Source organism: Archangium violaceum, from assembly GCF_016859125.1.
GTDB lineage: Bacteria > Myxococcota > Myxococcia > Myxococcales > Myxococcaceae > Archangium > Archangium violaceum_A.
The window spans coordinates 1,128,696-1,150,700 of record NZ_CP069338.1 but is presented as its reverse complement, the minus strand read 5'-3'; the positions used below and the strand labels follow the sequence as shown (position 1 = coordinate 1,150,700).

At 68.1% G+C, this 22,005-nt stretch carries 17 protein-coding genes; 9 read left to right on the top strand and 8 right to left on the bottom strand.

Features of this window, described 5'->3' with window-relative positions; translation table 11 throughout:
• The first annotated feature begins 112 nt into the window (after positions 1-112).
• Both exaC and adhP read left to right on the top strand, forming a co-directional pair.
• The gene (gene exaC, locus JQX13_RS04955) at positions 113-1,642 is read left to right on the top strand and encodes an acetaldehyde dehydrogenase ExaC (RefSeq protein ID WP_203407920.1); all 1,530 of its coding nucleotides are present in this window, start codon (positions 113-115) and stop codon (positions 1,640-1,642) included.
• Positions 1,643-1,754: 112 nt separating this feature from the next.
• A complete protein-coding gene (adhP, locus tag JQX13_RS04950; RefSeq protein WP_203407919.1) occupies positions 1,755-2,783 on the top strand; it encodes an alcohol dehydrogenase AdhP in 1,029 nt (342 codons plus the stop codon).
• Positions 2,784-2,805: 22 nt separating this feature from the next.
• Here the strand turns inward: adhP and JQX13_RS04945 are convergent, their stop codons facing one another.
• Entirely contained in the window at positions 2,806-3,387 is a 582-nt protein-coding gene (locus tag JQX13_RS04945) for a TetR/AcrR family transcriptional regulator (protein ID WP_203407918.1), read from the bottom strand.
• Between the two features lie 160 nt (positions 3,388-3,547).
• Between JQX13_RS04945 and JQX13_RS04940 the strand changes: the two genes are divergently transcribed.
• The gene (locus tag JQX13_RS04940; protein WP_239014542.1) at positions 3,548-4,537 is read left to right on the top strand and encodes an MBL fold metallo-hydrolase; all 990 of its coding nucleotides are present in this window, start codon (positions 3,548-3,550) and stop codon (positions 4,535-4,537) included.
• Here JQX13_RS04940 and JQX13_RS04935 read toward each other — a convergent pair.
• The gene (locus JQX13_RS04935) at positions 4,531-4,863 is read right to left on the bottom strand and encodes a hypothetical protein (protein WP_203407917.1); all 333 of its coding nucleotides are present in this window, start codon (positions 4,861-4,863) and stop codon (positions 4,531-4,533) included. The two genes, JQX13_RS04940 and JQX13_RS04935, sit on opposite strands and share 7 nt — an antisense overlap.
• 241 nt (positions 4,864-5,104) lie before the next feature.
• Between JQX13_RS04935 and JQX13_RS04930 the strand changes: the two genes are divergently transcribed.
• Positions 5,105-6,409 (top strand): PQQ-dependent sugar dehydrogenase, encoded by a 1,305-nt coding sequence (locus JQX13_RS04930; RefSeq protein WP_203407916.1) that lies wholly within the window; start codon positions 5,105-5,107, stop codon positions 6,407-6,409.
• Positions 6,410-6,452: 43 nt separating this feature from the next.
• Here the strand turns inward: JQX13_RS04930 and JQX13_RS04925 are convergent, their stop codons facing one another.
• Positions 6,453-6,713, bottom strand: a complete 261-nt coding sequence (locus JQX13_RS04925) for an Atu4866 domain-containing protein (protein ID WP_203407915.1) — start codon at positions 6,711-6,713, stop codon at positions 6,453-6,455.
• Positions 6,714-6,808: 95 nt separating this feature from the next.
• On the opposite strand from JQX13_RS04925, the gene JQX13_RS04920 reads away from it, so the two are divergent.
• The gene (locus JQX13_RS04920; RefSeq protein WP_203407914.1) at positions 6,809-7,717 is read left to right on the top strand and encodes a LysR family transcriptional regulator; all 909 of its coding nucleotides are present in this window, start codon (positions 6,809-6,811) and stop codon (positions 7,715-7,717) included.
• Between the two features lie 38 nt (positions 7,718-7,755).
• On the opposite strand, the gene serA is transcribed toward JQX13_RS04920, so the two are convergent.
• The 3 genes from serA to JQX13_RS04905 all read right to left on the bottom strand — a co-directional run bounded on the left by serA (position 7,756) and on the right by JQX13_RS04905 (position 11,304).
• A complete protein-coding gene (gene serA / locus JQX13_RS04915; RefSeq protein WP_203407913.1) occupies positions 7,756-9,006 on the bottom strand; it encodes a phosphoglycerate dehydrogenase in 1,251 nt (416 codons plus the stop codon).
• Positions 9,007-9,121: 115 nt separating this feature from the next.
• A complete protein-coding gene (locus JQX13_RS04910; protein WP_203407912.1) occupies positions 9,122-10,798 on the bottom strand; it encodes a trypsin-like serine peptidase in 1,677 nt (558 codons plus the stop codon).
• Positions 10,799-10,926: 128 nt separating this feature from the next.
• Positions 10,927-11,304, bottom strand: coding sequence for an STAS/SEC14 domain-containing protein (locus tag JQX13_RS04905; RefSeq protein WP_203407911.1), 378 nt, complete (start codon positions 11,302-11,304; stop codon positions 10,927-10,929).
• A 224-nt stretch (positions 11,305-11,528) separates the two neighbouring features.
• On the opposite strand from JQX13_RS04905, the gene JQX13_RS04900 reads away from it, so the two are divergent.
• The 4 genes from JQX13_RS04900 (at position 11,529) to JQX13_RS04885 (ending at position 16,028) form a co-directional block, all read left to right on the top strand.
• Positions 11,529-13,436: a TonB family protein gene (locus JQX13_RS04900; RefSeq protein ID WP_203407910.1), complete on the top strand. Its 1,908-nt coding sequence runs from the start codon at positions 11,529-11,531 to the stop codon at positions 13,434-13,436.
• A 186-nt stretch (positions 13,437-13,622) separates the two neighbouring features.
• Positions 13,623-14,027 carry a hypothetical protein gene (locus tag JQX13_RS04895; RefSeq protein ID WP_203407909.1) on the top strand — a complete coding sequence of 135 codons (405 nt, stop codon included), beginning with the start codon at positions 13,623-13,625 and terminating at the stop codon, positions 14,025-14,027.
• 532 nt (positions 14,028-14,559) lie between these two features.
• Positions 14,560-14,880, top strand: coding sequence for a hypothetical protein (locus tag JQX13_RS04890; protein ID WP_203407908.1), 321 nt, complete (start codon positions 14,560-14,562; stop codon positions 14,878-14,880).
• Between the two features lie 209 nt (positions 14,881-15,089).
• Positions 15,090-16,028: a class I SAM-dependent methyltransferase gene (locus JQX13_RS04885; RefSeq protein WP_239015235.1), complete on the top strand. Its 939-nt coding sequence runs from the start codon at positions 15,090-15,092 to the stop codon at positions 16,026-16,028.
• On the opposite strand, the gene JQX13_RS04880 is transcribed toward JQX13_RS04885, so the two are convergent.
• Together JQX13_RS04880 and JQX13_RS04875 are read right to left on the bottom strand one after the other, a co-directional pair.
• Positions 16,015-21,012: an ATP-binding protein gene (locus tag JQX13_RS04880; RefSeq protein WP_203407906.1), complete on the bottom strand. Its 4,998-nt coding sequence runs from the start codon at positions 21,010-21,012 to the stop codon at positions 16,015-16,017. The genes JQX13_RS04885 and JQX13_RS04880 overlap by 14 nt on opposite strands.
• A 244-nt stretch (positions 21,013-21,256) precedes the next feature.
• Positions 21,257-21,991 carry a carbohydrate-binding protein gene (locus JQX13_RS04875; protein WP_203407905.1) on the bottom strand — a complete coding sequence of 245 codons (735 nt, stop codon included), beginning with the start codon at positions 21,989-21,991 and terminating at the stop codon, positions 21,257-21,259.
• Positions 21,992-22,005: the final 14 nt, after the last annotated feature.

Sequence of the window (22,005 nt, the reverse complement as noted above, 5' to 3'; positions counted from 1 at the left end):
TTCCGCTCCAGCTCGCGACACCGCGTGAGAGGAGAAGGTCAGGGCACGCACGCTGCAAAAGGGAGTCGGGCGCATGCCGCAATCCCGCGGCGCCCCTACCCCTGGAGCGCAGATGTCCAGCAAGGTGTACGCAGCCCCCAACACGTCGGGTTCGCAGGTCCAGTTCAAGTCCCGCTACGCCAACTACATCGGGGGCGAATGGACACCGCCGAAGCAGGGCCGGTACTTCGAGAACATCACCCCGGTCACGGGCCGTGCGTTCTGTGAGATTCCCCGCTCGGATGCGAGCGATATCGAGGCCGCGCTCGATGCCGCGCACCGCGCGAAGACGGGCTGGGGGAAGACCTCGCCCGCCGAGCGTGCGATCATCCTCAACAAGATCGCGGACCGCATCGAGCAGAACCTCGAGACGCTCGCGATCGCGGAGACGTGGGACAACGGCAAGCCGGTCCGCGAGACGCTCGCCGCCGACCTGCCGCTGACGGTGGACCACTTCCGCTACTTCGCGGGTTGCATCCGCGCGCAGGAGGGCAGCCTGTCCGAGCTGGACGCGGACACGGTCGCGTACCACTTCCACGAGCCGCTCGGTGTGGTGGCGCAGATCATCCCCTGGAACTTCCCGCTGCTCATGGCCGCGTGGAAGCTCGCTCCGGCGCTCGCCGCGGGCAACGCGGTGGTGCTGAAGCCGGCCGAGCAGACACCCGCGTCGATCCTCATGCTCGCGGAGCTCATGGGAGATCTTCTTCCCCCGGGCGTGCTGAACATCGTGAATGGCTTTGGCGTGGAGGCGGGCAAGCCGCTCGCCATGAACAAGCGCGTGGCGAAGGTGGCCTTCACCGGTGAGACCACCACCGGACGGCTCATCATGCAGTACGCGTCCGAGAACCTGATCCCGGTGACACTCGAGCTCGGTGGCAAGTCGCCCAACATCTTCTTCGAGGACATCTTCGCGAAGGACGACGACTTCGCGGACAAGGCGATGGAGGGCTTCGCCATGTTCGCCCTGAACCAGGGCGAGGTCTGCACCTGCCCCTCACGCGCGCTCGTCAGCGAGAAGATTCAAGCGGAGTTCCTGGCACGAGCCATCGAGCGGACGAAGAAGATCAAGACGGGCAACCCGCTCGACACCTCCACGATGATCGGCGCGCAGGCGTCGAACGATCAGCTCGAGAAGATCCTCTCGTACGTGGACATCGGCAAGCAGGAGGGCGCGAAGCTGCTGCTTGGCGGCGAGCGGCTGCGCCATGGGGGGGAGCTGGAGAACGGCTACTACGTCGCGCCGACCATCTTCCAGGGCAACAACCGGATGCGGCTCTTCCAGGAGGAGATCTTCGGACCGGTCGTCTCCGTCACGTCATTCAAGGACCTGGACGAGGCGCTGAAGATCGCGAACGAGACGCTGTACGGCCTCGGCGCGGGAGTGTGGACCCGCGACGCGTCGACGGCGTACCGAGTCGGCCGCGAGGTCCAGGCCGGCCGCGTCTGGACGAACTGCTACCACCTGTATCCGGCGCATGCGGCCTTCGGTGGCTACAAGCAGTCGGGCATCGGCCGTGAGAACCACCGGATGATGCTGAGCCACTACCAGCAGACGAAGAACCTGCTGGTCAGCTACTCGCCCAAGGCGATGGGCTTCTTCTAGTGGATGTCCCCTCTCCCTCCGGGAGAGGGCGAGGGTGAGGGTATTTCCGCCAGTGTGGCACCTGGCGGAATGCTGTTCCTGACGCCATACACAAACAAACGGGGGTACCTGTATGAACAAGACAATGAAGGCCGCGGTCGTACGTGCATTCGGCAAGCCGTTGAGCATCGAGGAGGTGGAGATCCCTCGTCCCGGGCGCGGCGACATCCTGGTGAAAATCAGCGCGTGTGGCGTCTGCCACACGGATCTGCATGCGGCCGAAGGAGACTGGCCGGTCAAGCCGAACCCGCCGTTCATTCCTGGCCACGAAGGCGTCGGCCACGTGGTGGCGGTGGGAGAGGGCGTCACCCACGTCAAGGAGGGCGACCGGGTTGGCATCCCCTGGCTGTACTCGGCCTGTGGCTACTGCGAGCACTGTCTGGGGGGCTGGGAGACCCTGTGCGAGCAGCAGAAGAACACCGGCTACTCGGTCAATGGTGGCTTCGCCGAATACGCGCTGGCCAATGCCAATTATGTCGGACTCCTGCCGGACAAGCTCAGCTTCGCGGAGATCGCGCCCGTGCTGTGCGCTGGCGTGACCGTCTACAAGGGCCTGAAGGTCACCGATACCCGGCCGGGTGACTGGGTGGTGATCTCCGGCGTGGGAGGGCTCGGCCACATGGCGGTGCAGTACGCCCGGGCGATGGGCCTCAACGTGGCCGCGGTGGACGTGGACGAGGGCAAGCTGCAACTGGCCAAACGGCTCGGCGCCACCGTCACCGTCAACTGCCGCGAGACGGATCCGGCGGCCTACCTCGAGAAGGAGATCGGCGGAGCCCACGGCGCACTGGTCACCGCGGTGTCGCCCAAGGCCTTCGAGCAGGCGCTCGGCATGGTCCGCCGCGGCGGTACGGTGTCGCTCAACGGCCTGCCGCCGGGCGACTTCCCGCTGCCGATCTTCGACATGGTGCTCAGGGGAATCACCGTGCGTGGCTCGATCGTCGGTACCCGTCTGGACCTGCAGGAGTCACTGGCCTTCGCCGCGCAGGGCAAGGTCAAGGCGACGGTGACCACCGACAGGCTGGAGAACATCAACGACGTGTTCGCGCGCATGCACGCCGGCAAGATCGAGGGCCGCGTGGTGCTGGATCTGACCGCCTGATACACGGGCCGATGGCCCGCCATCAGCTGCCCTTGCCTTCCACGATCGCGCTCACGATCCGCATGAGGCGTTCGCTGACCTTCGCGGCGCCCATGCACTGGGCGCTGACCTGAGCACCTTCCAGGACGAAGAGGATCTCGCTGGCGGCCGCTTCGGGCTCGGGGATGCCGGCCTGGGCACAGAGGGCCGCCAGCTTCCGGGCCTGCCGGGCCTTGTGCGCTTCGATGACCTGCCGGGCCGGGTGATTCTTGTCTGGCAGCTCGGCCACGGAGTTGCTGAGCGGGCAACCCCGGTTCGATTCTTCCGAGAGCCTCCCGGCGATGAATCGCGCCCATCCCAGGAGCTGCGCGCGTGGGTCGCCAGGATGCTCGGACTCAAGCCGATCGAAGACCGCCTCATCCTGGGTCGCCACGAGGCGGAGCCATTCGGTCACCAGCGCGTCCTTGGACTCGAAATGGCGGTAGAGCGCCATCTTGGTGGTTTCCGCCCTCGCGGCGATCGCCTCGACCCCCACCCCCCGGATCCCCTCGCGATAGAAGAGCTCCTCGGCCGCCTCGAGGATGCGCTCCCGGGGCGAGGGCTTCGTCGTCTTCTTGCCCGTCATCCTTCTTCCTTGACGATGATACCGGTCGGTATCATATAAGAGACCGGTCGGTATCACGAGGCCGGCCGGTATCAGGGAAACATTACACAGCCGCGGGGTCGTTGTCGGCCGTTGCTCACGGGCCGAGGCGGTTCCGTGCGCATTCCTCTGGAGCATTCCGATGATGACGCTACGCACCTTCCTTTCGCGTGCCACGCTCGCCGTGTCCCTCACTGCCGCGACGGGCGCCGTGTTCGCGCCGTCGGCCACACACGCGGCCGCGCCGCAGGTCAGGAGCCAGGCCCCGGGCTTCTACCGGATGATGTTGGGTGATTTCGAGGTCACGGTGATTTCGGATGGAACCGTGCCGCAACAACCGGACAAGCTGCTGACCAACACCCATCCCGAGCATGTGAAGAAGCTGCTGGCCGATGCGTACCTCGAGCTGCCGGTGGAGACCTCGGTCAATGCCTTCCTCATCAATACCGGCTCCAAGTTGGTGTTGGTGGACACCGGAGCGGGCGAGCTGTTCGGACCGGGCATCAAGGGCCTCAACAAGCTGGTCCCCAACCTGCGAGCGGCCGGGTACGAGCCAGAGCAGATCGACGCGGTGCTGCTCACTCACATCCACACGGACCACTCGGGCGGACTGACGGTTGGCGGCAAGCAGGTCTTCTCGAAGGCCCTCGTCTACGCGGACAAGCGCGATGTGGACTACTGGCTGAGCACGGACAACATGGAGAAGGCTCCGGCCGACAAGAAGCCCCGCTTCCAGGAGGCGAGGACCGCGCTCGACTCCTATGTCGCGGCGGGCAGGCTCAAGACGTTCGAGGGCGACACCGAACTGTTCCCCGGCATCCGGGCCATCGCGACCCCGGGCCACACTCCCGGGCACAGCTTCTATTCCGTGGAGAGCAAGGGACAGAGGCTCGTGCTCTGGGGTGATGTGATGCATGTGGCCGCGGTGCAGTTCCCCGAGCCGTCGGTGACCATCCAGTACGACGTCGACTCCAAGGCGGCGGCGGCCCAGCGCGCGAAGGCGTATGCCGACGCCGCGAAGCAGGGGTATTGGGTGGGCGTCGCACACGTCTCGTTCCCGGGCCTCGGCCACGTGCGCGCCAACGGGAAGGGGTACACCTGGGTGCCCGCCAATTACAGCACCGGTCAGTGATGCGCTGGGTGTGTCTCTCTGACACGGAGGCTGACTGACACCGTCCGAGGTTCTTCTTCGTCTCGGTAGGAGACCTCGACGATGAGCTCGTAGGGGCGCGTGGGGTTCGCCCAATTCCCACACCAGACTTGAAAGTCGGTGGACTTGTCGAAGCTCCAGAGGTCGTGCCCCAGCTCGCGCAGCTCCATCGCAATCCGATGACCCTCCTCCTCGGGAGAGGGCGCCGACCGGACCCGAGCGGTCAGCACCTGCTCGAGCTCTCGGCATAACCGGGCGCGATCGCTCGTCTGGGCGAAGCTTTCGTAGGAGAAGCGCTGGCTGAGCACGGGTGGGCTCCACACTGGCGGGGCATCGAGCAGGCTCGCACGACGCTCTCCGAGTGGGCGAATCGGAGAACCTCTTCTGTCGGTGCGAGAACAGCCTCGTACAAGCAGGGCGGCGAGTTGCGCCTGTCGTGGTTATCTGCCGCGCGGGGCGGGCATGTCTAGTCCCAACGTGGGTTGCTTCACCCTCATTGGCCGCCCCGCTCCTGCTTTGGAACCCACCTCGACCTGTGGAGAGAGCCTCATGCGCGCCTTCCTGACGAGTAGTGTTGTCCTTGTCTCGCTCCTGTCTGGTTCGGGGCTGGCACAAGGCCAGCGTCCTCGCACGTCCTCGGACCAGAGTGGGAACCTGGCTCCCGGCCGCGCGGGCGACAGCCAGCAGTCGGTGCCGCGAACGGGGCCCAATCCTGCAGGCGCGCCCGTCGAGACGGCGCCCCCCAACGTGCCCGAGTTCGAGCCAGCCTTCCCTGGCCAGACACGCGCTCCGGCTGTTGAGACGAAGACGCCCTTCCAGGTCACCGAGATTGCCTCTGGCTTCAACAAGCCCTGGGCCATCGCCTTCCTGCCGGACCGGCGCATGCTGGTGACGGAGAAGCCGACGGGCTCCCTCTACATCGTCACTCCCGAGGGCGCGAAGTCCCCGCCCGTCGCGGGTCTGCCGCGCGTGGATGGCCGTGGGCAGGGCGGCCTGCTCGACGTGGAGCTCGGCCCCGACTACGCCAAGAGCCACCTCATCTACTGGACCTATTACGAGCCGCGCGAGGGCGGTAATGGCCTGGCGGTGGCTCGCGCGAGGCTCGTGGAGGGTGCGAAGCCACGTGTGGAGAACGTGAAGGTCATCTTCCGCATGCAGCCCACGCTCGAGTCGACCCTGCACGCGGGGGGGCGCCTCGTGTTCACCCCCGACGGCAAGCTGTTCGTCACGCTCGGCGAGCGCTCCATCCTCCCCGGCCGGGTCCAGGCGAGAGACCTGAAGAGCCACTTCGGGAAGATCGTCCGCATCAACCCCGACGGCTCGGTGCCGAAGGACAACCCGTTCGTTGGCCGCAAGGGCGCCCGGCCCGAGATCTGGTCCCTGGGACACCGCAACATCCTGTCCGCGGCGTTGGACGGCAAGAACCGCCTCTGGGTGGTGGAGATGGGGCCTCGCGGGGGTGACGAGCTCAACCTCATCGAGGTGGGCAAGGACTACGGCTGGCCCACCATCGGCTATGGCGAGGAGTACTCCGGCGAGCCCATCCACAAGAGCCCCCAGGGCCCGGGCATGGAGCAGCCCGTGTACTACTGGGATCCGGTGATCTCCCCCTCGGGGATGACCATCTACTCCGGGGACCTCTTCCCCGAGTGGCGGGACAACATCTTCATCGGAGGCCTGTCCAGCCAGGCGCTGGTGCGGCTCGTCATGAAGAACGACCGCGTGGTGGGTGAGGAGCGGTTGCTCACGGATATGAATGCGCGCATCCGCGAGGTCGTCCAGGGCCCCGAGGGGGCGCTCTATCTGCTCACCGACGAGTCCAACGGCCGGCTGCTCAAGCTCACGCCCCGCTGAGCCCGGTTCATGGGGTGGCAGCGCGGGGATTGGCTGCCATGGTCTACCTCGTCTCTTCCCGGTAGAGGACCATGCCGGCGTGGTAGAGCACGCCATCGCGGAAGTCTCCGTCCGCGGTGAAGCCGGTGTCGTCCACGTAGTCGATATGGTCGCCCTTGATGGTGTACCGGCCGCGGTAGGCGCTCTTCCTCTTCCCGCGGGCCTCGTCATAGCGGCCTCCCGGCAGGAGCTCGTGGCGGATGTAGCCGTCCTGGGTGACCCACATGCCGACGTAGGGATGCTGCTCGCTCGATGGCTTCGTCATGTCTTTCTCCTTGCTGTTCCCAAATCCAAAGTAGGGGCACCCGGCTGCCGCCGCGACCTTCCAATCGTTGATGGGTTGGTTAGAGTGACTTACCAATGAGAGATGAGCTCGGAGGGCTGGCGGCGTTCCTGTCCGTCGCGGAGAAGCGGAGCTTCAAGGCCGCGGCGGAGGAGCTCGGCGTGACGAGATCCGCCGTGAGCCAGACGATCCGCCAGGTGGAGGAGCGGCTCGGCGTCCGTCTGCTGCAGCGAACCACGCGAAGCGTGGGCCTCACCGAAGCAGGTGAGCGCCTCTACCGGGGTCTGCAGCCGGCGTTCTCCGACATGCGCGCGACACTCGAATCGCTGAACGAGCTGCGGAGCCAGCCCGCGGGAACGCTCCGCCTGAATGTCTCATCGATCGCGGAGGACTTTCTCTCCGAAAGGATGCTCTCGGAGTTCCTGGCGGAGTACCCGGACATCAAGCTCGACATCCACATCGACGACAGCCCCTCGGACATTTTTCAGCGGGGCTTCGACGCGGGGGTTCAACTCGGCGAAATCATCGACAAGGACATGGTCGCCGTCAGCATCTCCGGAGAGCAGCGGCAACTGGTGGTCGGGTCACCGGGCTACTTCGCGGTCCACGGCAAGCCACGACACCCGAGGGAGCTCCACGCGCACGCGTGCATCGGGTGGCGGATGCCGAACGGTGCCCCCTACCGCTGGGAGTTCACGGAGAAGGGAAGGGACTTCGAGCTCGCCGTCGATGCCCGCGTGAATACGAACGAGAAGCACCTGATGCTGCGCCTGGCGTGCGACGGGGTCGGTCTCACCATTGGGATGGAGGATTCCTTCCGCCCCTACATCCAGCGGGGTGAGCTCCTTCCCGTCCTCGAGGAGTTCTGCCCACCCTTCGCGGGCTTCTACCTGTACTACCCGAGCCGAGCGCAGACCCCGCTCAAGCTCAAGGCCCTGATCCAGTTCCTGCGCAAGCGTGCGCGTTCACGCGAGCGAAGGAAGTGAGGCCCGGTTGAAGCGCCGGGCGTCGAGTGATTCACGGCTCAGGACACGATGCGCGTCTTGATGTCCGTCTGCAGGCCCGCGATGGCCTGGCACACCGGGTTGGCCACGTCCTGGTCCAGGTCCATCAGCAGGTAGCCGATGTTCGCATCCGTGCTCAGCACCTGCGCGTGGATGTTGGCGTTGAGGTCCGAGACGATCCGGTTGATGTCGCGGAGCACGCCCGGCGTGTTGCGGTGCACGTTGAGGATGCGGTGCGTGTTGGGAATCAGCGGCGCCTCCACGTGCGGGAAGTTCACCGCGCCCGTGGTGGCTCCGCTCCGCACGAACTTGATGAGCGAGGTGGCCACCTCCTTGCCGATGGACGCCTGCGCCTCCTCCGTGGAGCCGCCGATGTGCGGGGTGAGGATGACGTTGGGCAGGCCCTGCAGCTCGGTGACGAAGCCGTCGCTGTTCGTCTCCGGCTCCTCCGGGTAGACGTCCACCGCGGCGCCACCCAGGTGGCCCGACTTGATGGCCGCCGCCAGCGCCTTGATGTCCACCACCGTGCCGCGGCTCGCGTTGATGAGGTAGCTGCCCTTGCGCATGCGCGCCAGCTCGGCGGTGCCGATCATCCACTCGGTGGACGGCGTGGCCGGCACGTGCAGCGTCACGAAGTCCGAGGACTCCAGCAATTCGCCCAGGGTGGCCGTGGGGCGCGAGTTGCCCAGCGGCAGCTTCGTCATGATGTCGTAGAAGATGACGCGCATGCCCATGGCCTCGGCCAGCACGCCCAGCTGCGAGCCGATGTGCCCATACCCGATGATGCCCAGCGTCTTGCCGCGCACCTCGTGGCTGCCCGTCGCCACCTTGCGCCACTGGCCCGCGTGCACCTCGCGGCTGCGGTCCCCGAGCTGGCGCGTGAGCATGACGATCTCCGCGATGACCAACTCCGCCACGCTGCGCGTGTTGCTGAAGGGCGCGTTGAAGACGGGCACGCCGTGGATGTTGGCCGACTTCAAATCCACCTGGTTGGTGCCGATGCAGAAGGCGCCCACCGCCAGCAGGTTGGGCGCCTTGGCGAGCGCCGGTTCGAAGACGTTCGTCTTGCTGCGGATGCCCAGCAGGTGGATGTCCCGGATGCGCTCCTCCAGCTCCTCGGGCTTGAGCGCTCCCTTGAGCCGCTCCACCGAGAACCCCTCCGCCTTGAGCATCTCCTCGGCGGACACGTGGATGTTCTCGAGCAGCAGGACCTTCAGGGGACCTTCGATGGAGATCGGAGTAGAGGGCGACGGGAACTTGGGCGTGCTCATATGACTCTTCGCGTTAGATCCCGCCCCCCGAGCTGTCAAGCGTCGGTTACGGAAAGACGAGGGCCGCCCGCAACGAAGGCGAGCGGCCCTGGGGACCTTCCGTCTGGCAGGTGAGCTACTGGATGGTGTAGGCCACGGTGCCGCCGCATCTTTCGCTGCCGAAGCAGCCGGCGCGGATTTGGTACGTACCGCCCATGTCCGAGGGCACGGCGTAGCGGATGTATGAGAGGGTACCGCAGTTGTCGTCGTTGGAGCGCACCTCGGTGCCCGTCGGGCTGTACAGCCGCAGGAAGGTGTCGCCGCTGCCGGTTCCGCCGCTCACGAAGCAGGTGCCCAGCTGGATGACCTGGCCGCCCGTCAGATACACGTTGTGGTTGATGGTGTTCTGCGTGGCGCTGTTGGTGTCGTGGGCGCCGAAAGAGAACGAGCCGCTGGTGGTGGTGCTCGTGCTGGCGGAGGTCACCTTCCACACCACGGTGCCACTGCAGCTGCCGCTGGAGTAGCAGCCGGCGCGGATGGTGTGGGAGCCGGAGGCCGTCACCGTGTACTTGAAGTAGGAGAGGGTGCTGCCGGAGCAGCCGTCGTCGTTGGAGGCCACCTGGGTGCCCGCGGCGTTGTTGAGGCGCAGCCAGGTGTCACCGGTGCCGGTTGCGCCCTCCAGATTGCAGGTGCCCACTTCCACCACGTCGCCCGCGTTGAGCGTGAGCACCTTGTTCACCGTGTTCTGCTGGGCGTTGTTGGTGTTGCTCGCGGTGAAGGCGTACGAGTTCGCCGGGGGAGGAGGCGGCGGCGGCAGTCCGGCGCACAGCCGCGTGCTGCCGTTGTTGGTCGCGGCGCAGAAGGCGCTGATGGCCGGGTAGACGTAGGTGATGTCCTCGCCGCGGCAGCCCGTCTCGGTGCACGTGTTCACGATGCGGCAGCTGCCGTTGGAGACGTAGTCCGTCTCACCGCGCACGAGGATGCCCGCCACGGTGTAGCCGTTCGTCTCGTACACGCCGGAGCCCGAGTTGCCACCGAAGGTGTCCGTGCTGGCCACGAAGTAGTCCAGCGTGCTCGCGCGCGCGTTGCGCACCGAGCCACCGGAGTCGATCTTGAAGGGGATGCCGCTGCCGCTGCCGATGACGGCCACGTTCTGCCCGACGCTCAGCGCGGTGTTGTCCATGCGCACCGGCGCGGGGGTGAAGCGCGGCGTGGCCGGCCGGTCCAGGCGAAGGATGGCGTAATCCAGGTTCTGCCCGTTCACCGTGCCCTGCTGGCGCGCCACGATGGAGGTGCAGGTGAAGATGTCCTGCGTGGTGACCGGCTGCAGCGTGCCCGCCGAGGGCCGGTAGTAGTTGAAGACGAGGCGCGTGTCGGCGCAAGCCGAGGCACTGGTGACGCAGTGGCCCGCGGTGAGCACCAGGTCGTCGTCGATGAGCGTGCCGGAGCAGAAGGCCCCTGTCGGGTCATCCCGGAAGCGCTCAGTGGTGCAGAGGTTGTAGGCGGATCCCAGCGTCGAACCGGGGAAGGTGACGTCGTTGGGGTCCGTCGCGTTGAAGTCCGACGGGTTCATCAGTGCCACCGTGGCCTGTTGCGCCCGAGCGCGCAGCGTGGCGTCCGGGTGGGCGTAGACGTCCTGCCGGCTGTCCGTGCCGTAGACGACCTCGCCCTTCTTCTTCCCGAGGGCGGAGGAATCCTCGCCCTTCGCCGCCTCCAACTCCTCCGCCGGGCCGCAGCCCGCCGCGAGCGTGAGGGTGCACATCAGCGCGCCCACGAGGGGACGCACCGGCAACCCGAACCTGGGGTGTCGCATTGGATTCGCTCCTGTCTTCCTGGGGTGAAACGGGGGTGTAATGCCGTGCCAGACCTGGACGCCCAGCAGGTGAATGATGCCCCAAGGAAACCGTACCGGAACGAACTTTTGACACGGAGTGAAGTGGACTACTCGTCGTCGGGGTTGCGCAGCCAGGCCAGGGCGGCCTCGCGGGTCTCGAAGGTGCGCGTGGGGATGGAGAGCATGGCCTTCTTCGTCATGCGCCAGGCCTGGAGGCCGGAGGCGGCGTCGCTCACGATGCGCGCCGAGCGCTTCATGCCGTGCAGCTGCGCGTAGGCGTTGAGGCTGGCCATGGTGGCCACCATCTCCGGCGGCATCACGCGCAGCTGTCCCTGGTCCACCAGCGCGCTCCACGGGCCGTTCATGTAGGCGATCGTCTCGCGGATGCGCTTGAGGTAGTCCGTCACGTCCTCCGCCGTGGGCTGCGGGGGATAGACGACGTCGATGATGCGGTCTTCCTCGTAGACGGTGATCTGAAAGGGCATGTGCTGTGGCTCGGTGCTCCCAGGCGGGCGGCCTGTGGGCCGGCGCGTGCCGACGCACTCTAGCCCCAGAGCGGCCCGCGTCGAAACCCTGTCAAGCCTCTTTCGAGCGGTAGGAGGCCCTGCGGGGCAGGGGGGAGGGGGTGGGGCGACTTTTACGTTTCGTGACCCACTGTCGACGCGGCCGTGACGGCCCCATGCCAGGGTCCCGACCTTGGAGGATCTCCATGGAGACCCAACCCCGCCCTCCCAATACCGATGAGCCCGCGCCTCCGCCTCCGTCGGAGGATCCGCTGCTCGGTCGTACCCTGCTGGGGCGCTTCCTGGTGCAGGCCCCCATCGGAGAGGGCGGCATGGGCCGCGTGTACCGCGCGCTCCAGGTCCCGTTGGATCGCGTGGTGGCGCTCAAGATCCTGAGCCCCACGTTCCCCACCAGCAAGGATCCGGGTTTCCTCCAGCGCTTCATCCGCGAGGCCTCGCTCACCGCGAAGCTGCGCAGCCCCAACACCGTCACCGTCATCGACTATGGCCAGACGGAGGACGGCATCTGCTTCATCGCCATGGAGTACATCGAGGGCCGCACGCTCTCGGAGGTGCTCGCCGAGGGGCCGCTGCCGTGGCCCCGGGCGATGGAGCTCGCCCGGCAGGTCTGTTTCTCGCTGCGCGAGGCGCACCGGCTGGGGGTGGTGCACCGGGATCTCAAGCCCGCCAACGTGATGCTGGTGGCGGATGGAGACCGCGACCACGTCAAGGTGCTCGACTTCGGTCTGGTGAAGCCCTTCTCTCCAGAAGGGGCGGGAGCCGAGGCCACTCCGGCCATCACCCAGAGCGGCACCTTCCTGGGCTCACCGGTGTACATGTCACCCGAGCAGGCCCGTAACGTCGCGGACGTGCGCAGCGACATCTACTCGCTCGGTGTCGTCACGTACCACATGCTGATGGGCCGTCCGCCCTTCGTCTCCAAGGACACGCTCGAGCTTCTCTTCGCGCACCACAAGGTGTCGCCCCCGCGCTTCCGGGACCTGCAGCCCGGGCTCGTCATCCCCGAGCGCGTGGAGGCCCTCGTCCTTCGCTGTCTTGAGAAGGATCCCCAGGCACGCTACGCCTCCATGGACGAGCTGCTCGAGGCGCTGCGCGAGGTGCTCGGTCGCGTGGGAGATTCCAGCCCCATCAGCTCGCCGTTCCTCACCCCGCTGCCCGCGCCCCCCGCGCAGGGTCCGGAGGCGGGGACGCTCGTGTTGGACATCAGCCTGGACGTCCCTCCGGCCAGTGGCGCGCAGCGGCCTTCCGCTCCGGTCCAGCCACCGGCTCCACCCCGACGCACGAACCCGTGGATGGGCGTCGCCCTGGCGGTGCTGCTCGTGGGGGCTGGTGCCGGAGTGGCCCTGTGGCGTCGTCCGGAGCCCGTTCCCACGAGCCCGCCCGCTCCCACGCCGGTCGCCGAGGCCCCCGCGCCCGCTCCCGCTCCGGTTCGTTTCTTCATCACCAGTGAGCCCTCGGGTGCGCGCGTCTTCTGGCTGGGCCAGGAGCGAGGCTCCACGCCACTCGTGCTCGACGTCCCCCCGGGTTCCAACGGGGTGGCCACCGCGGAGTTGACCTTCGTGCTCGACGGGTACCAGACGGAGAGCGCGCTCGCGGGCGGCTCCGGGGATGTGCTCTTCACCCAGCGCCTGCGAAAGCAGCCGGCCTCGCGTGTGGCCCAGGTGTCGGGCTCCTCGGCGCGGCAGGGCGCCGCCTACGCCGGGGCGGTGGCGGACTTCAGCACGCCGGAGATGCTCGCCTCCGAGCGTCCTCCCGCGCAGGTGCAACGCCCCGCCCTGGTGGAGAAGCCCGCGCGCCCCGTGGGTCCCATCCAACTTCCGGAGAAGGCCACGGCTCCGAGGGAGCTGGCGTCCAACGTCCAGCCCGAATTCCCCCAGTCCGCGCGGGCTTCGGGTCGGGAGGGCCTCGTCATCCTGAAGATCATCGTGACCGAGGACGGGCGCGTGGGCGACATCTCGGTGATGAGGGGAGAGGAGCCGTTCGCCTCCTCGGCGATCGCCGCGGTCCGCACGTGGCGTTACTCGCCAGCGCTCCTGGATGGGCGGCCCATCTCCGTCTATCGCGTGGTGAAGATTCCCTTCCGTCTTCGCTGAAGGACGGTCCCTACGTCCTCCAGTCCGGCTCGGTGGCCTGCCTGTCCCAGGCGCTGGAGACCGGGCGCCCGGGCCTCGGGACTCGCGCACTCCTGGCGCCACCCGGACCGGGTCCCTAGCTTCGCACTGGCTTCGAGCATGGCCCGTGCCTGCCCGGAGTCCGGCTATCGAGGAGGTCCAGAAGACATGAAGACGCGCGTGAAGGTGCTGGGAGCGGCGGTGCTGGTGGCGGTGCTGGGCGGTGTGGGGTGCGCCGGGACGAAGGAGGCGGCTCGCGACGTCGGGGCGGCGGTGCCAGGGCTCTCGCAGAACCGCGAGGGCGTGGTGACCGACATGGACAAGGACGCCTACCGCATCGCCGTGAAGGCCGTGGATGATCCGTCCGCGCCGGAGGCCTGGTTCGTGCTCACCCCGGGCACGAGGCTGGAGCGTGACGGGCAGGCGGTGACCTGGGACGACCTCGATGAGGGCACTCCGGTGCGCGTCAGCTACGAGCCCGCCACGGGCCCCGAGAAGACATACAAGGTCGAGATCCTCACCGGCGACAAGGCCGATGAGGTGAAGCGGAAGGCCGAGCACCTGGGCCAATAGTCCCAAGGGTGACGACCGGGCCCGCCGGCTACCTGGGACCGGCGCGAGTAGGCCTCCACCTCGTTCTTCTTCTTGGTGAAGCCGTGGCCCTCGTCCGGGAAGATGACGTACTCCACCGGGATGCCGTTCGTGAGGTCACGCTCCTTGGCCATCCGGCGTGCGCACGAATGTGTGAGTGCCTTCACCTTCCCACCGGTCAGCGGTAGGGTGTATGCGTTGAAGATGCCACTCTCGTTGGATGAGAAGAAAACGCGTTCTCATCCGGCGAGAAGGACGCTCCGGAGAGCGTCGTCGTCAAACACCCTTCTCCCCATTTCGGGCCAGTCCTCCCTGAAAATCTTCCCGCATTCCGGTATCGCCCCGCGGTACAGGTTGTCCAACCCCTCGGAATCCGTCAGGTGCGTTCTGGCACGCAACGCGCAATGAGTCGCGCACGGGTTGAGGTTGGGTGGGTCGGGGTGGGCGCGCTCGGGCGTGTAGGTGGGTGGCGAGTGGGGAGGGGGATCGCCCGAGCGCACGCGGTTGTGGGGTCGTGGGGCGGCGGGGGTCGGGCGTGCGGCGGATGCGGCTGGGCGAGCTATGGGTAGCGAGCGGGCTGTTGGCGTCGGCGCAGCATGACGACGTGCGAGGCACCGTCTTCGTCGCCACCAGCGAGCCGGACAATCCGAGCCTGCTCAATGACATGGCCTACGCCACGGGTTGCGCGGTGCGTCCGGTGCTCGCGCTCGAGGACGACATCGAGGCCCTGTTGCGGCGCCACGGCATCCTCGCCCGTCACGAGCGCGCCGTCGAGTTGGAGCCCGCGGACGAGCAGGTGAGCTTCCAGATCTCCCGGGACTACTTCGCGCTCTAGACGCCGCCCTATTCCGCTCTCCTTCCTGCCCCTCGGACAAGCGCTGGCCGGGTGGCCAGGTCACAGGGAAGGGAGTGGGAAGGCTCTTCGTTTTGGTGGCGATGGAAGGACCTCCCTCCTCTTCTTCGTCGTCGTCATCGTCGACTGCTAGCGATGCTGCCCTCCCTGGCGATCTCAAAACGCTGCGCAACGCATTGGCCGCGCCCGTGATGGAGTGGGTGGATTGGAGCAATGCGCTCGAACGCGCGGTCTGCTGGCTGGATGACGTCCACTGGCAGATCACCCGGGGCGATGACCTGCAGCTGGCGCTGGAGTCCCTGTTCCGGGGGCTCACCCTGCTGCATCGCAAGTGGGACCGCGAGGAGTGGACCCGCTTCTGCCTGGAGATCGTGCGGACCCATCCCCTGCGTGAGGTCATCCACCAGTGTCCCTATACCCGGCATGGTTTCGAGAAGCCCCGGGGCTACGCGGGTGACGCGGTCCTCATCGACTATCTCTATGACGAGCACCAGGGGCCCCTGACGCCGCTGGGGCGGGACATCTACCACTTCCTGTGGAACCAGTCCGGCCCCCGGAGCGTCCGCGAGCGGCGGGAATTGCTGGCCCAGGAGATCGACGCCACGGCCGAGCGGGTGCACCAGCCCCGCATCCTCTCCGTGGCCTGTGGGCACCTGCGCGAGGCCGAGCTCTCTCTCTCCGTCGCCGAGGGCCGCGTGGGTGAGTTCATCGCGTTCGATCAGGACCCGGAGAGTCTGGAGGTCGTGGCCCAGCAGCACCCCAGCCACCTCGTCCAACCCGTCCGCGGCACGGTGCGCTCCATCCTGCTGGGCAAGGCCTCGTTCCCGGAGATGGACCTGATCTACTCGGCGGGCCTGTATGACTACCTCTCCGAGTCCGTGGCCGCGCGCCTCACCCGGCTCCTCTTCGGGATGCTCCGCCCCGGTGGGCGCCTGCTGGTGGGCAACTTCGCCACCCGCACCCCCGATGCCGGGTACCTGGAGGCCCTCATGGATTGGTGGCTCCTCTACCGGGACGAGAACCAGGTGCGGGCCTTCGCCTCGGAGATCGACCCCGAGGAGATCGCCTCCGTGGAGCAGTTCCGCGACAGCGTGCAGAACGTCATCTACATGGTGCTCACGCGTCGCTAGCTCCGTTCCCGTTGCCGTTCCGGGACGCCTCGGGGCCGCGGCGGGGCAGGGTGATGGTGAAGGTGGCGCCCTTGCCCGGGGCGCTCTCCACCTCGATGGTGCCGCCGAGCGCCTGGACGATCTCCCGGACGATCCACAGCCCGATGCCGAAGCCACCGTAGTGGCGCACGGACACGGCGCGCTCGAAGCGCTCGAAGATGCGCGCCGCATCCTCCTCGGCGATGCCGATGCCCTCGTCACGCACCCGCAGCCGGGCCTGGTTGGCATCGCCCTCCAGGGTGACGTCGATGGGCCGGCCCGCGCCGTACTTCGTCGCGTTGGTGAGCAGGTTGAGCACCACCTGCTCCAACCGCATGGCGTCCCAGTGGCCCACCATGCTGGGGGGCAGGTGGAGCCGCAGCTCGCACTCGGCCCGTGACAGTGCCTCGCGCGAGCGCTCGACGACGCCGTGCACCACCTGCACCAGGTCCACGTCCTCGAGCTTGCCCAGCATCTGCCCCTGGGCGATGCGCGAGATGTCCAACAGCTCGTTCACCAGCTTGCCCAGGCGCTGTGTCTGGAGGTTGGCCGACTCCAGCTTGGCGCCGAGCCGCTCCGGGGGCAGCCGCTCCATCCCCTGGCGCACCTGGTTCATCAGGCCCTGCAGGTGGAGCTGCAGTGAGGTGAGGGGCGTCTTCAGCTCGTGCGCGGCGATGGAGAGGAAGTCGTCGCGGCGCCGCACCGCCTCCTGCTCCTCGCGGTAGAGCCGGCCCCGCTCCTCGGAGAGGGCGGCCATCTGCTCGAAGCCCTCGGCGTTCTCCAGCGCGGCGCCGGCCAGGATGCAGACGAAGGAGGCCAGGCGCTCCTCGTCCTCGCCGAAGAGCTCGCCCACCTGCCGGTGGCTGACGCACACGCACGCCACCGTCTTGCCGCGCACCTGGATGGGCGCGCACAAGAGCGAGCGCACCCCCAGCATCTCCATGCTCTCGCTCACCCCACCGGGCATGCCCTGGCCCATCACCGCCGGGCGCCCCGTCTCCATGGCCCTGCCAATGGCGGTGCGGCCCACGCCCGCCGCCGCGAGCTGGTCCTCGGGCAGCATCGTCTCCGGGGTGAACACCACGCAGTGCTCCGCGCGCAGCAGCTCCATCATGGACTGACGCACGGCCTCGAATACCGCCTCGCGGGTGAGGGCCGAGGCGATGCGGCGGCCCGCGTCCAGCACCCGGGGGAAGCGGTCCACCAGCGACAGCGTCCCCGGGTGCTCCGTCATCCCTTCGGTTTCGCGCGGCTCGGTGCCCAGGTCCTGCTCCATCTCCTGGAGCTCGCGCGTGGCCTCCTCCTGCCAGGCGGAGGTTCCCGTCCAACCGAGCTCCTTGCCCACGCGGCCGAGCGCCTGGAGCGTCAGGGCGCGCTCGTAGCGCATCTTCAATTCCTCGGCGGCCTTCAGGCTCTGCTCCAGCCAGCGGCGGGCCCGGCGCGGATGGCCGGACATGGCGGCCAGCAGTCCCCGCTCACGCAGCGCGTGGGCGAGGTTGTTGCGGTAGCTGCGCGCCAGGGAGTGGGCGCGCCGCGCCACCTTCTCCGCCCGCTTCATCCATTGCGCGCGCACCGTGGGCGCGAGCGGGGAGATGCTCTCGGCGTGCATGCGCAGCGCGGTCACCAGCCAGGGCACGATGGGGGCCACGTACTCCTGCCGCAGGTGGGCCTGCTCCACCAGCTTGTCGGCCTTCTCCAACATCGTCACCGCGCCCGCGGTGTCTCCCTCGCGCAGCCGGCGCAGCGCCTCGGCCAGCAGGGTGTTGGCATGCGTCTGCGTGTCCTGGCCGGGGTTGGCCAGCGAGCCCTCCAGCAGGCTGTAGGGGATGTGCCCCAGGGACGCCTTCGCCCAGACCTCCAGGGCCAGCCGCACCGCGTACTGGTCACCGATGGCCAGCGCCGCTCCGTGCAGCCGCTGGGCGGACTCCAGTGCCTCCTTCAACCGGCCCAGCCGGTAGAGGGCCATGGCGTACTGGTAGTGGGCGTTGTTGACCTCCCACTGGTCTCCCGTGCGTTGCAGCAGCCGCACCGCCTCGCTGCACTTCTCGATGGACTCCTCGAAGCGGCCCGCGGCATAGAGGCCCAGCCCGTAGAAGTGGAGCGATTGGCCCTGGCCCCAGATGTCGCCCAGCTCCCGGCGGATCGCGAGCGACTTCTCCGCGTAGGCGGTCGCCCGGCTGAACCACGGCACCATGGTGAGCATGGGGGCGTGCTCCGAATAGGCCTGGGCGAGCTCGAGGGTGGGCGGGTAGCGCTCGGCCGTGTTCACCTCGCGCAGGTGGGTCCAGAAGGTGGCGATGGGGCTGCCGAAGTACCAGCTGCTGTACGTCAGGCGGCTGTAGAAATGCACGGCGAGCAGGTCCTCCTCGCCGTTCTCCAGCGAGCGTCGTCCCGTCAGCAGGTTCGGCATCAACGTGTGTCCCGCCTGCACCATGAGCTCCCAGAGGGCGCCCATCGCGGCCGAGACGTTGGAGCGGGGAACCCACCGCCCCAACAACTTCAGTCCCTGCTTCAGTGCCGCGTCGGCCTCCTCCTTGTTGTAGAGCTTGAACGCCAGCTCGCCCAGCTTGGACCAGAGGCGGGCCTGCTCCCGCCTGTCGCGGGCCAGTGACTGGGCCAGCTCGAATTGCTGTTGGGCGGCGTCGTAGCGGCCACGGAGCATCAACACGTCTCCCAACCCGGCGAAGATGCGGAAGCGGGTGCCCGCATCGGCCCGCGCCGCGCCGCGCTCGGCCATGCGGTAGTTGTTCTCCGCCGTCTCCAGGGCGAACTGCTGCCGCGCCCGCTCGGCGGCCACCAGGGCATAGGGGAGGGCCTGGGTATGCTCACCCGCCGCGTCGAAGTGGTAGGCGAGCTCGAATGGGTCCACGGGCGGATTGGCCGCGATGGAGCGCGCCGCCAGCCGGTGCAGCTCCCGGCGCTGTTCGGGCCGTAGCAGTCCCAGCAGGGCCTCGCGCAGCTTGTCGTGGACGAAGGTGTAGCGGCCGTTGCTGCCCTCCCACAGCATGTGCCGCCGCCGCGGCTCCATGAGCGCGCTGACGACCTGCTCGCGAGGCGTGTCCGACAGCGAGGCCACCCGCTCCAGGTCGAAGCTCTTGCCCAGCACAGCGCCCACGGACAACAGGCGCAGCGCCTCGGGCGGCAGCAGCTTCAACCGGCGCACCAGGAAGGAGGCCGCCTGTCTCGAGGAGCGCACGTGCGCCATGGCCTCGGGCTCCACCTGCCAGCCCCGTGGACCCGGCACCAGCGCGCCGTCCTCCACCAGCCCATGCAGCACCGCCGAGGCCATGAAGGGATTGCCCTCGGACAGGCGCCCCACCATCTCCGTGGCCTCGCGGGGCAGGGTGCCGGCCATGGACTCCAGCATCCGCACCACCTCCGTGGTTCCGAAGGCCGCCAGTCGCAGGTGGGCGTCCGGGTGGAGCCGGCGCAGCACGTGCCCGGGCCCCACCTCCTCGGTGCGGAAGGACACGGCGATCATCACGTGCCCCACCGTGTCCCGGCGCGCCTGCTGCCAGTTCTCCAGCGCCCGGAGCGTCGGCTCATCGGCCCACTGGCAGTCCTCGAGCAGCACCACCGCCGGCTCCGACTCCGTGCCCAGCGCGCCCAACAGCGTGGTGAGGGCCCAGATGCCGCGGCTCTCGCCCAGCGACTCGGGACCCAGGCCCTGCTGCTGGGCGGGGCGTAGTACCGGCTGTAGCTGGGGCAGCACCATACATACCGCCGCGGCCTGCTCCACCAACCGCTCGCGCAGCAGCTCCGCCAACGCGGGCCGCTCCCTGGCCGCCGTGGCGATCCCCGTGGCCACGTCCGTGAAGAGCTGGAAGGGCCGTTGCGCGGACTGGGCCACGGCCTGGCCCTGCAACAGCCAGGCGCGGTGTTGGCGGGCGCGCGTGGCGAACTCCTCCAGCAGCCGGCTCTTGCCTCCGCCGCTCTCGGCCTCCACCACCAGCAGCCGTCCAGGCTCGGAGCGCGAGCGCTCCAGCTCACGCTCCAGCAGCGCCAACTCGTCGTGGCGGCCCACGAAGGAGGGCTCGGTGAGGCTGTGGCGCATGTCGTGCGCGCCCGCCACCAGCTCCGGATCCTGCTCGCCACGAGCCAGCGCCACCTCGATGGCGCCCAGGTCCTCTCGCGCGGACTCCGCGGACTGGTAGCGGTCCTGTGGGTCCGTCTGCAGCAGCCGCGCGACGACCTCCTCCAGGGCGCGGGGCACCTCGATGCCCACGCTGCGCAGACGGGGCCGCGCGGCCAGGTGCTGGCGCAGCACCTCTCCCACGGAGGCGCCATCGAAGGCCGGGTGCCCGGCGAGTGTCTCGAAGAGGACGGCGCCCAGCGCGTACAGGTCCGAGGGCGCCTCCACCGGACGGTTGAGGAGCCCGGCCTGCTCGGGAGACAGATAGCGCGCGGTGCCCACCGGCAGGTCTCTCAAGGACGGATCCAACCGTTCACTGCGTGCCAGTCCGAAGTCCACCAGGGTGGCGCGGGTGAGGGTGGGGCTGCCCTCCACGATGATGTTGGAGGGCTTCACGTCCCGGTGGAGGATGCCGTGGGCGTGGGCCTCGGCGAGCGCGGCCAGCACACACTGGCCCACGATGAGGGCCTCGGGCACGGACAGGGTGCCACTGGTGAGCCGTTCCTGGAGCGACACCCCGGGGACGAGCGGCGTCACCAGGAAGAGCAGGTCCCCACCCGTTCCGAAATGCAAGACGGGCACCAGGTAGGGGCTGCGCAAGGTACGCAACACACTGGCCTCGTGCTCCAGCCGCTGCCGGGCGGTGGGCACGAGAGACACGGCGGAGGTCGTCTTGATGACAAGACGCGCTCCGGTGTGCAGGTCCACCCCGAGCCACGTGGTGATGCCACGGCCCTGCTTGATGCGCTGGGTGAGCTCGAAGCGGTTGCCCAGTCGCCTGCCAGGGTGCGCCCCTTCCAGAGAGGGTCCAGTCTGTTCGTAGCCCTCCGCCATCAATGCCCTCCCCCTCTGGTCGCACCACCTACGCATGGTGGGGTCGGCGCGTCATCGACAAGCTTGGGACCGCGGGGTGCGGTGCCAAGGGGGGCGAGGTGGCTACATGCGCCAGAGGGTAGGGTGCTTGAAATGGACAGGCGCCCTCGCTTGCGCATCCCCCCTTGCATGGAGAAGGGGGCCCGTGCCGTCGTCCGGAGGACTGGCGGGCGGGCGGCGGACGGGCCCGGCCCTCACGTGGCGCTCAGCGGGTGACGGTGTTGCTCACCACACGGTAGTAACGGCCGTAGTTGGTGTCCGTCGCCGTGCCCTGGGCGTGGGTGTACACGAAGGAGAGCTGGATGTTGCTCGAGGGCGCGGAGGCCGACACGGGCGCCTCATACGCCCAGTACTCCACGCCAGAGGGCAGGGTGGCCACGTAGGTGGCGGTGGTGGTCCCCGTGGTGGCCCAGTTGTTGTCCGTGTACTTCACGGTGACGGTCTTCTGGGTACCGCGGTTCCTCACCAGGATGTTGCCGACGATGGCGGACTTCGTGGTGTCGCGCTGGCCGGTGGCGCCGCTGATGTCCGGGTAGGTGAGGAGCGCGTCGAACTGGTAGTCCGCCAGCCGGTAGTCCTGGCCGCCGTTGTTGTCCCAGTAGGTGGCGCCATTCACCGTGTATGAGATGGCGAAGCGCGTGGCGTTCGGCGTGGCGATATCGAAGGACCACAGCTCCTTGCCGGAGGAGGAGGGGCCCACGTAGTTGGCGGCGGCGTCCGTCCAGACGTTGTTGCCCGCGGTGTAGCGGATGGTCACCGTCTTCGCGTAGGCGATGTTCCGCACCTCGACGATGCCGCGCAGGTACGGCGTGCGGTAGCAGCCGGAGGTGGGCGGACACTGCGAGCTGGTGACGTGCACCAACTGGACCTCGCCGGCCGCCAGCGCGGTTGAGGCACACAGCATCAGGCCGAGCACGGCCATCAATCCAACACCCTTCATCCTGTCGTCTCCTG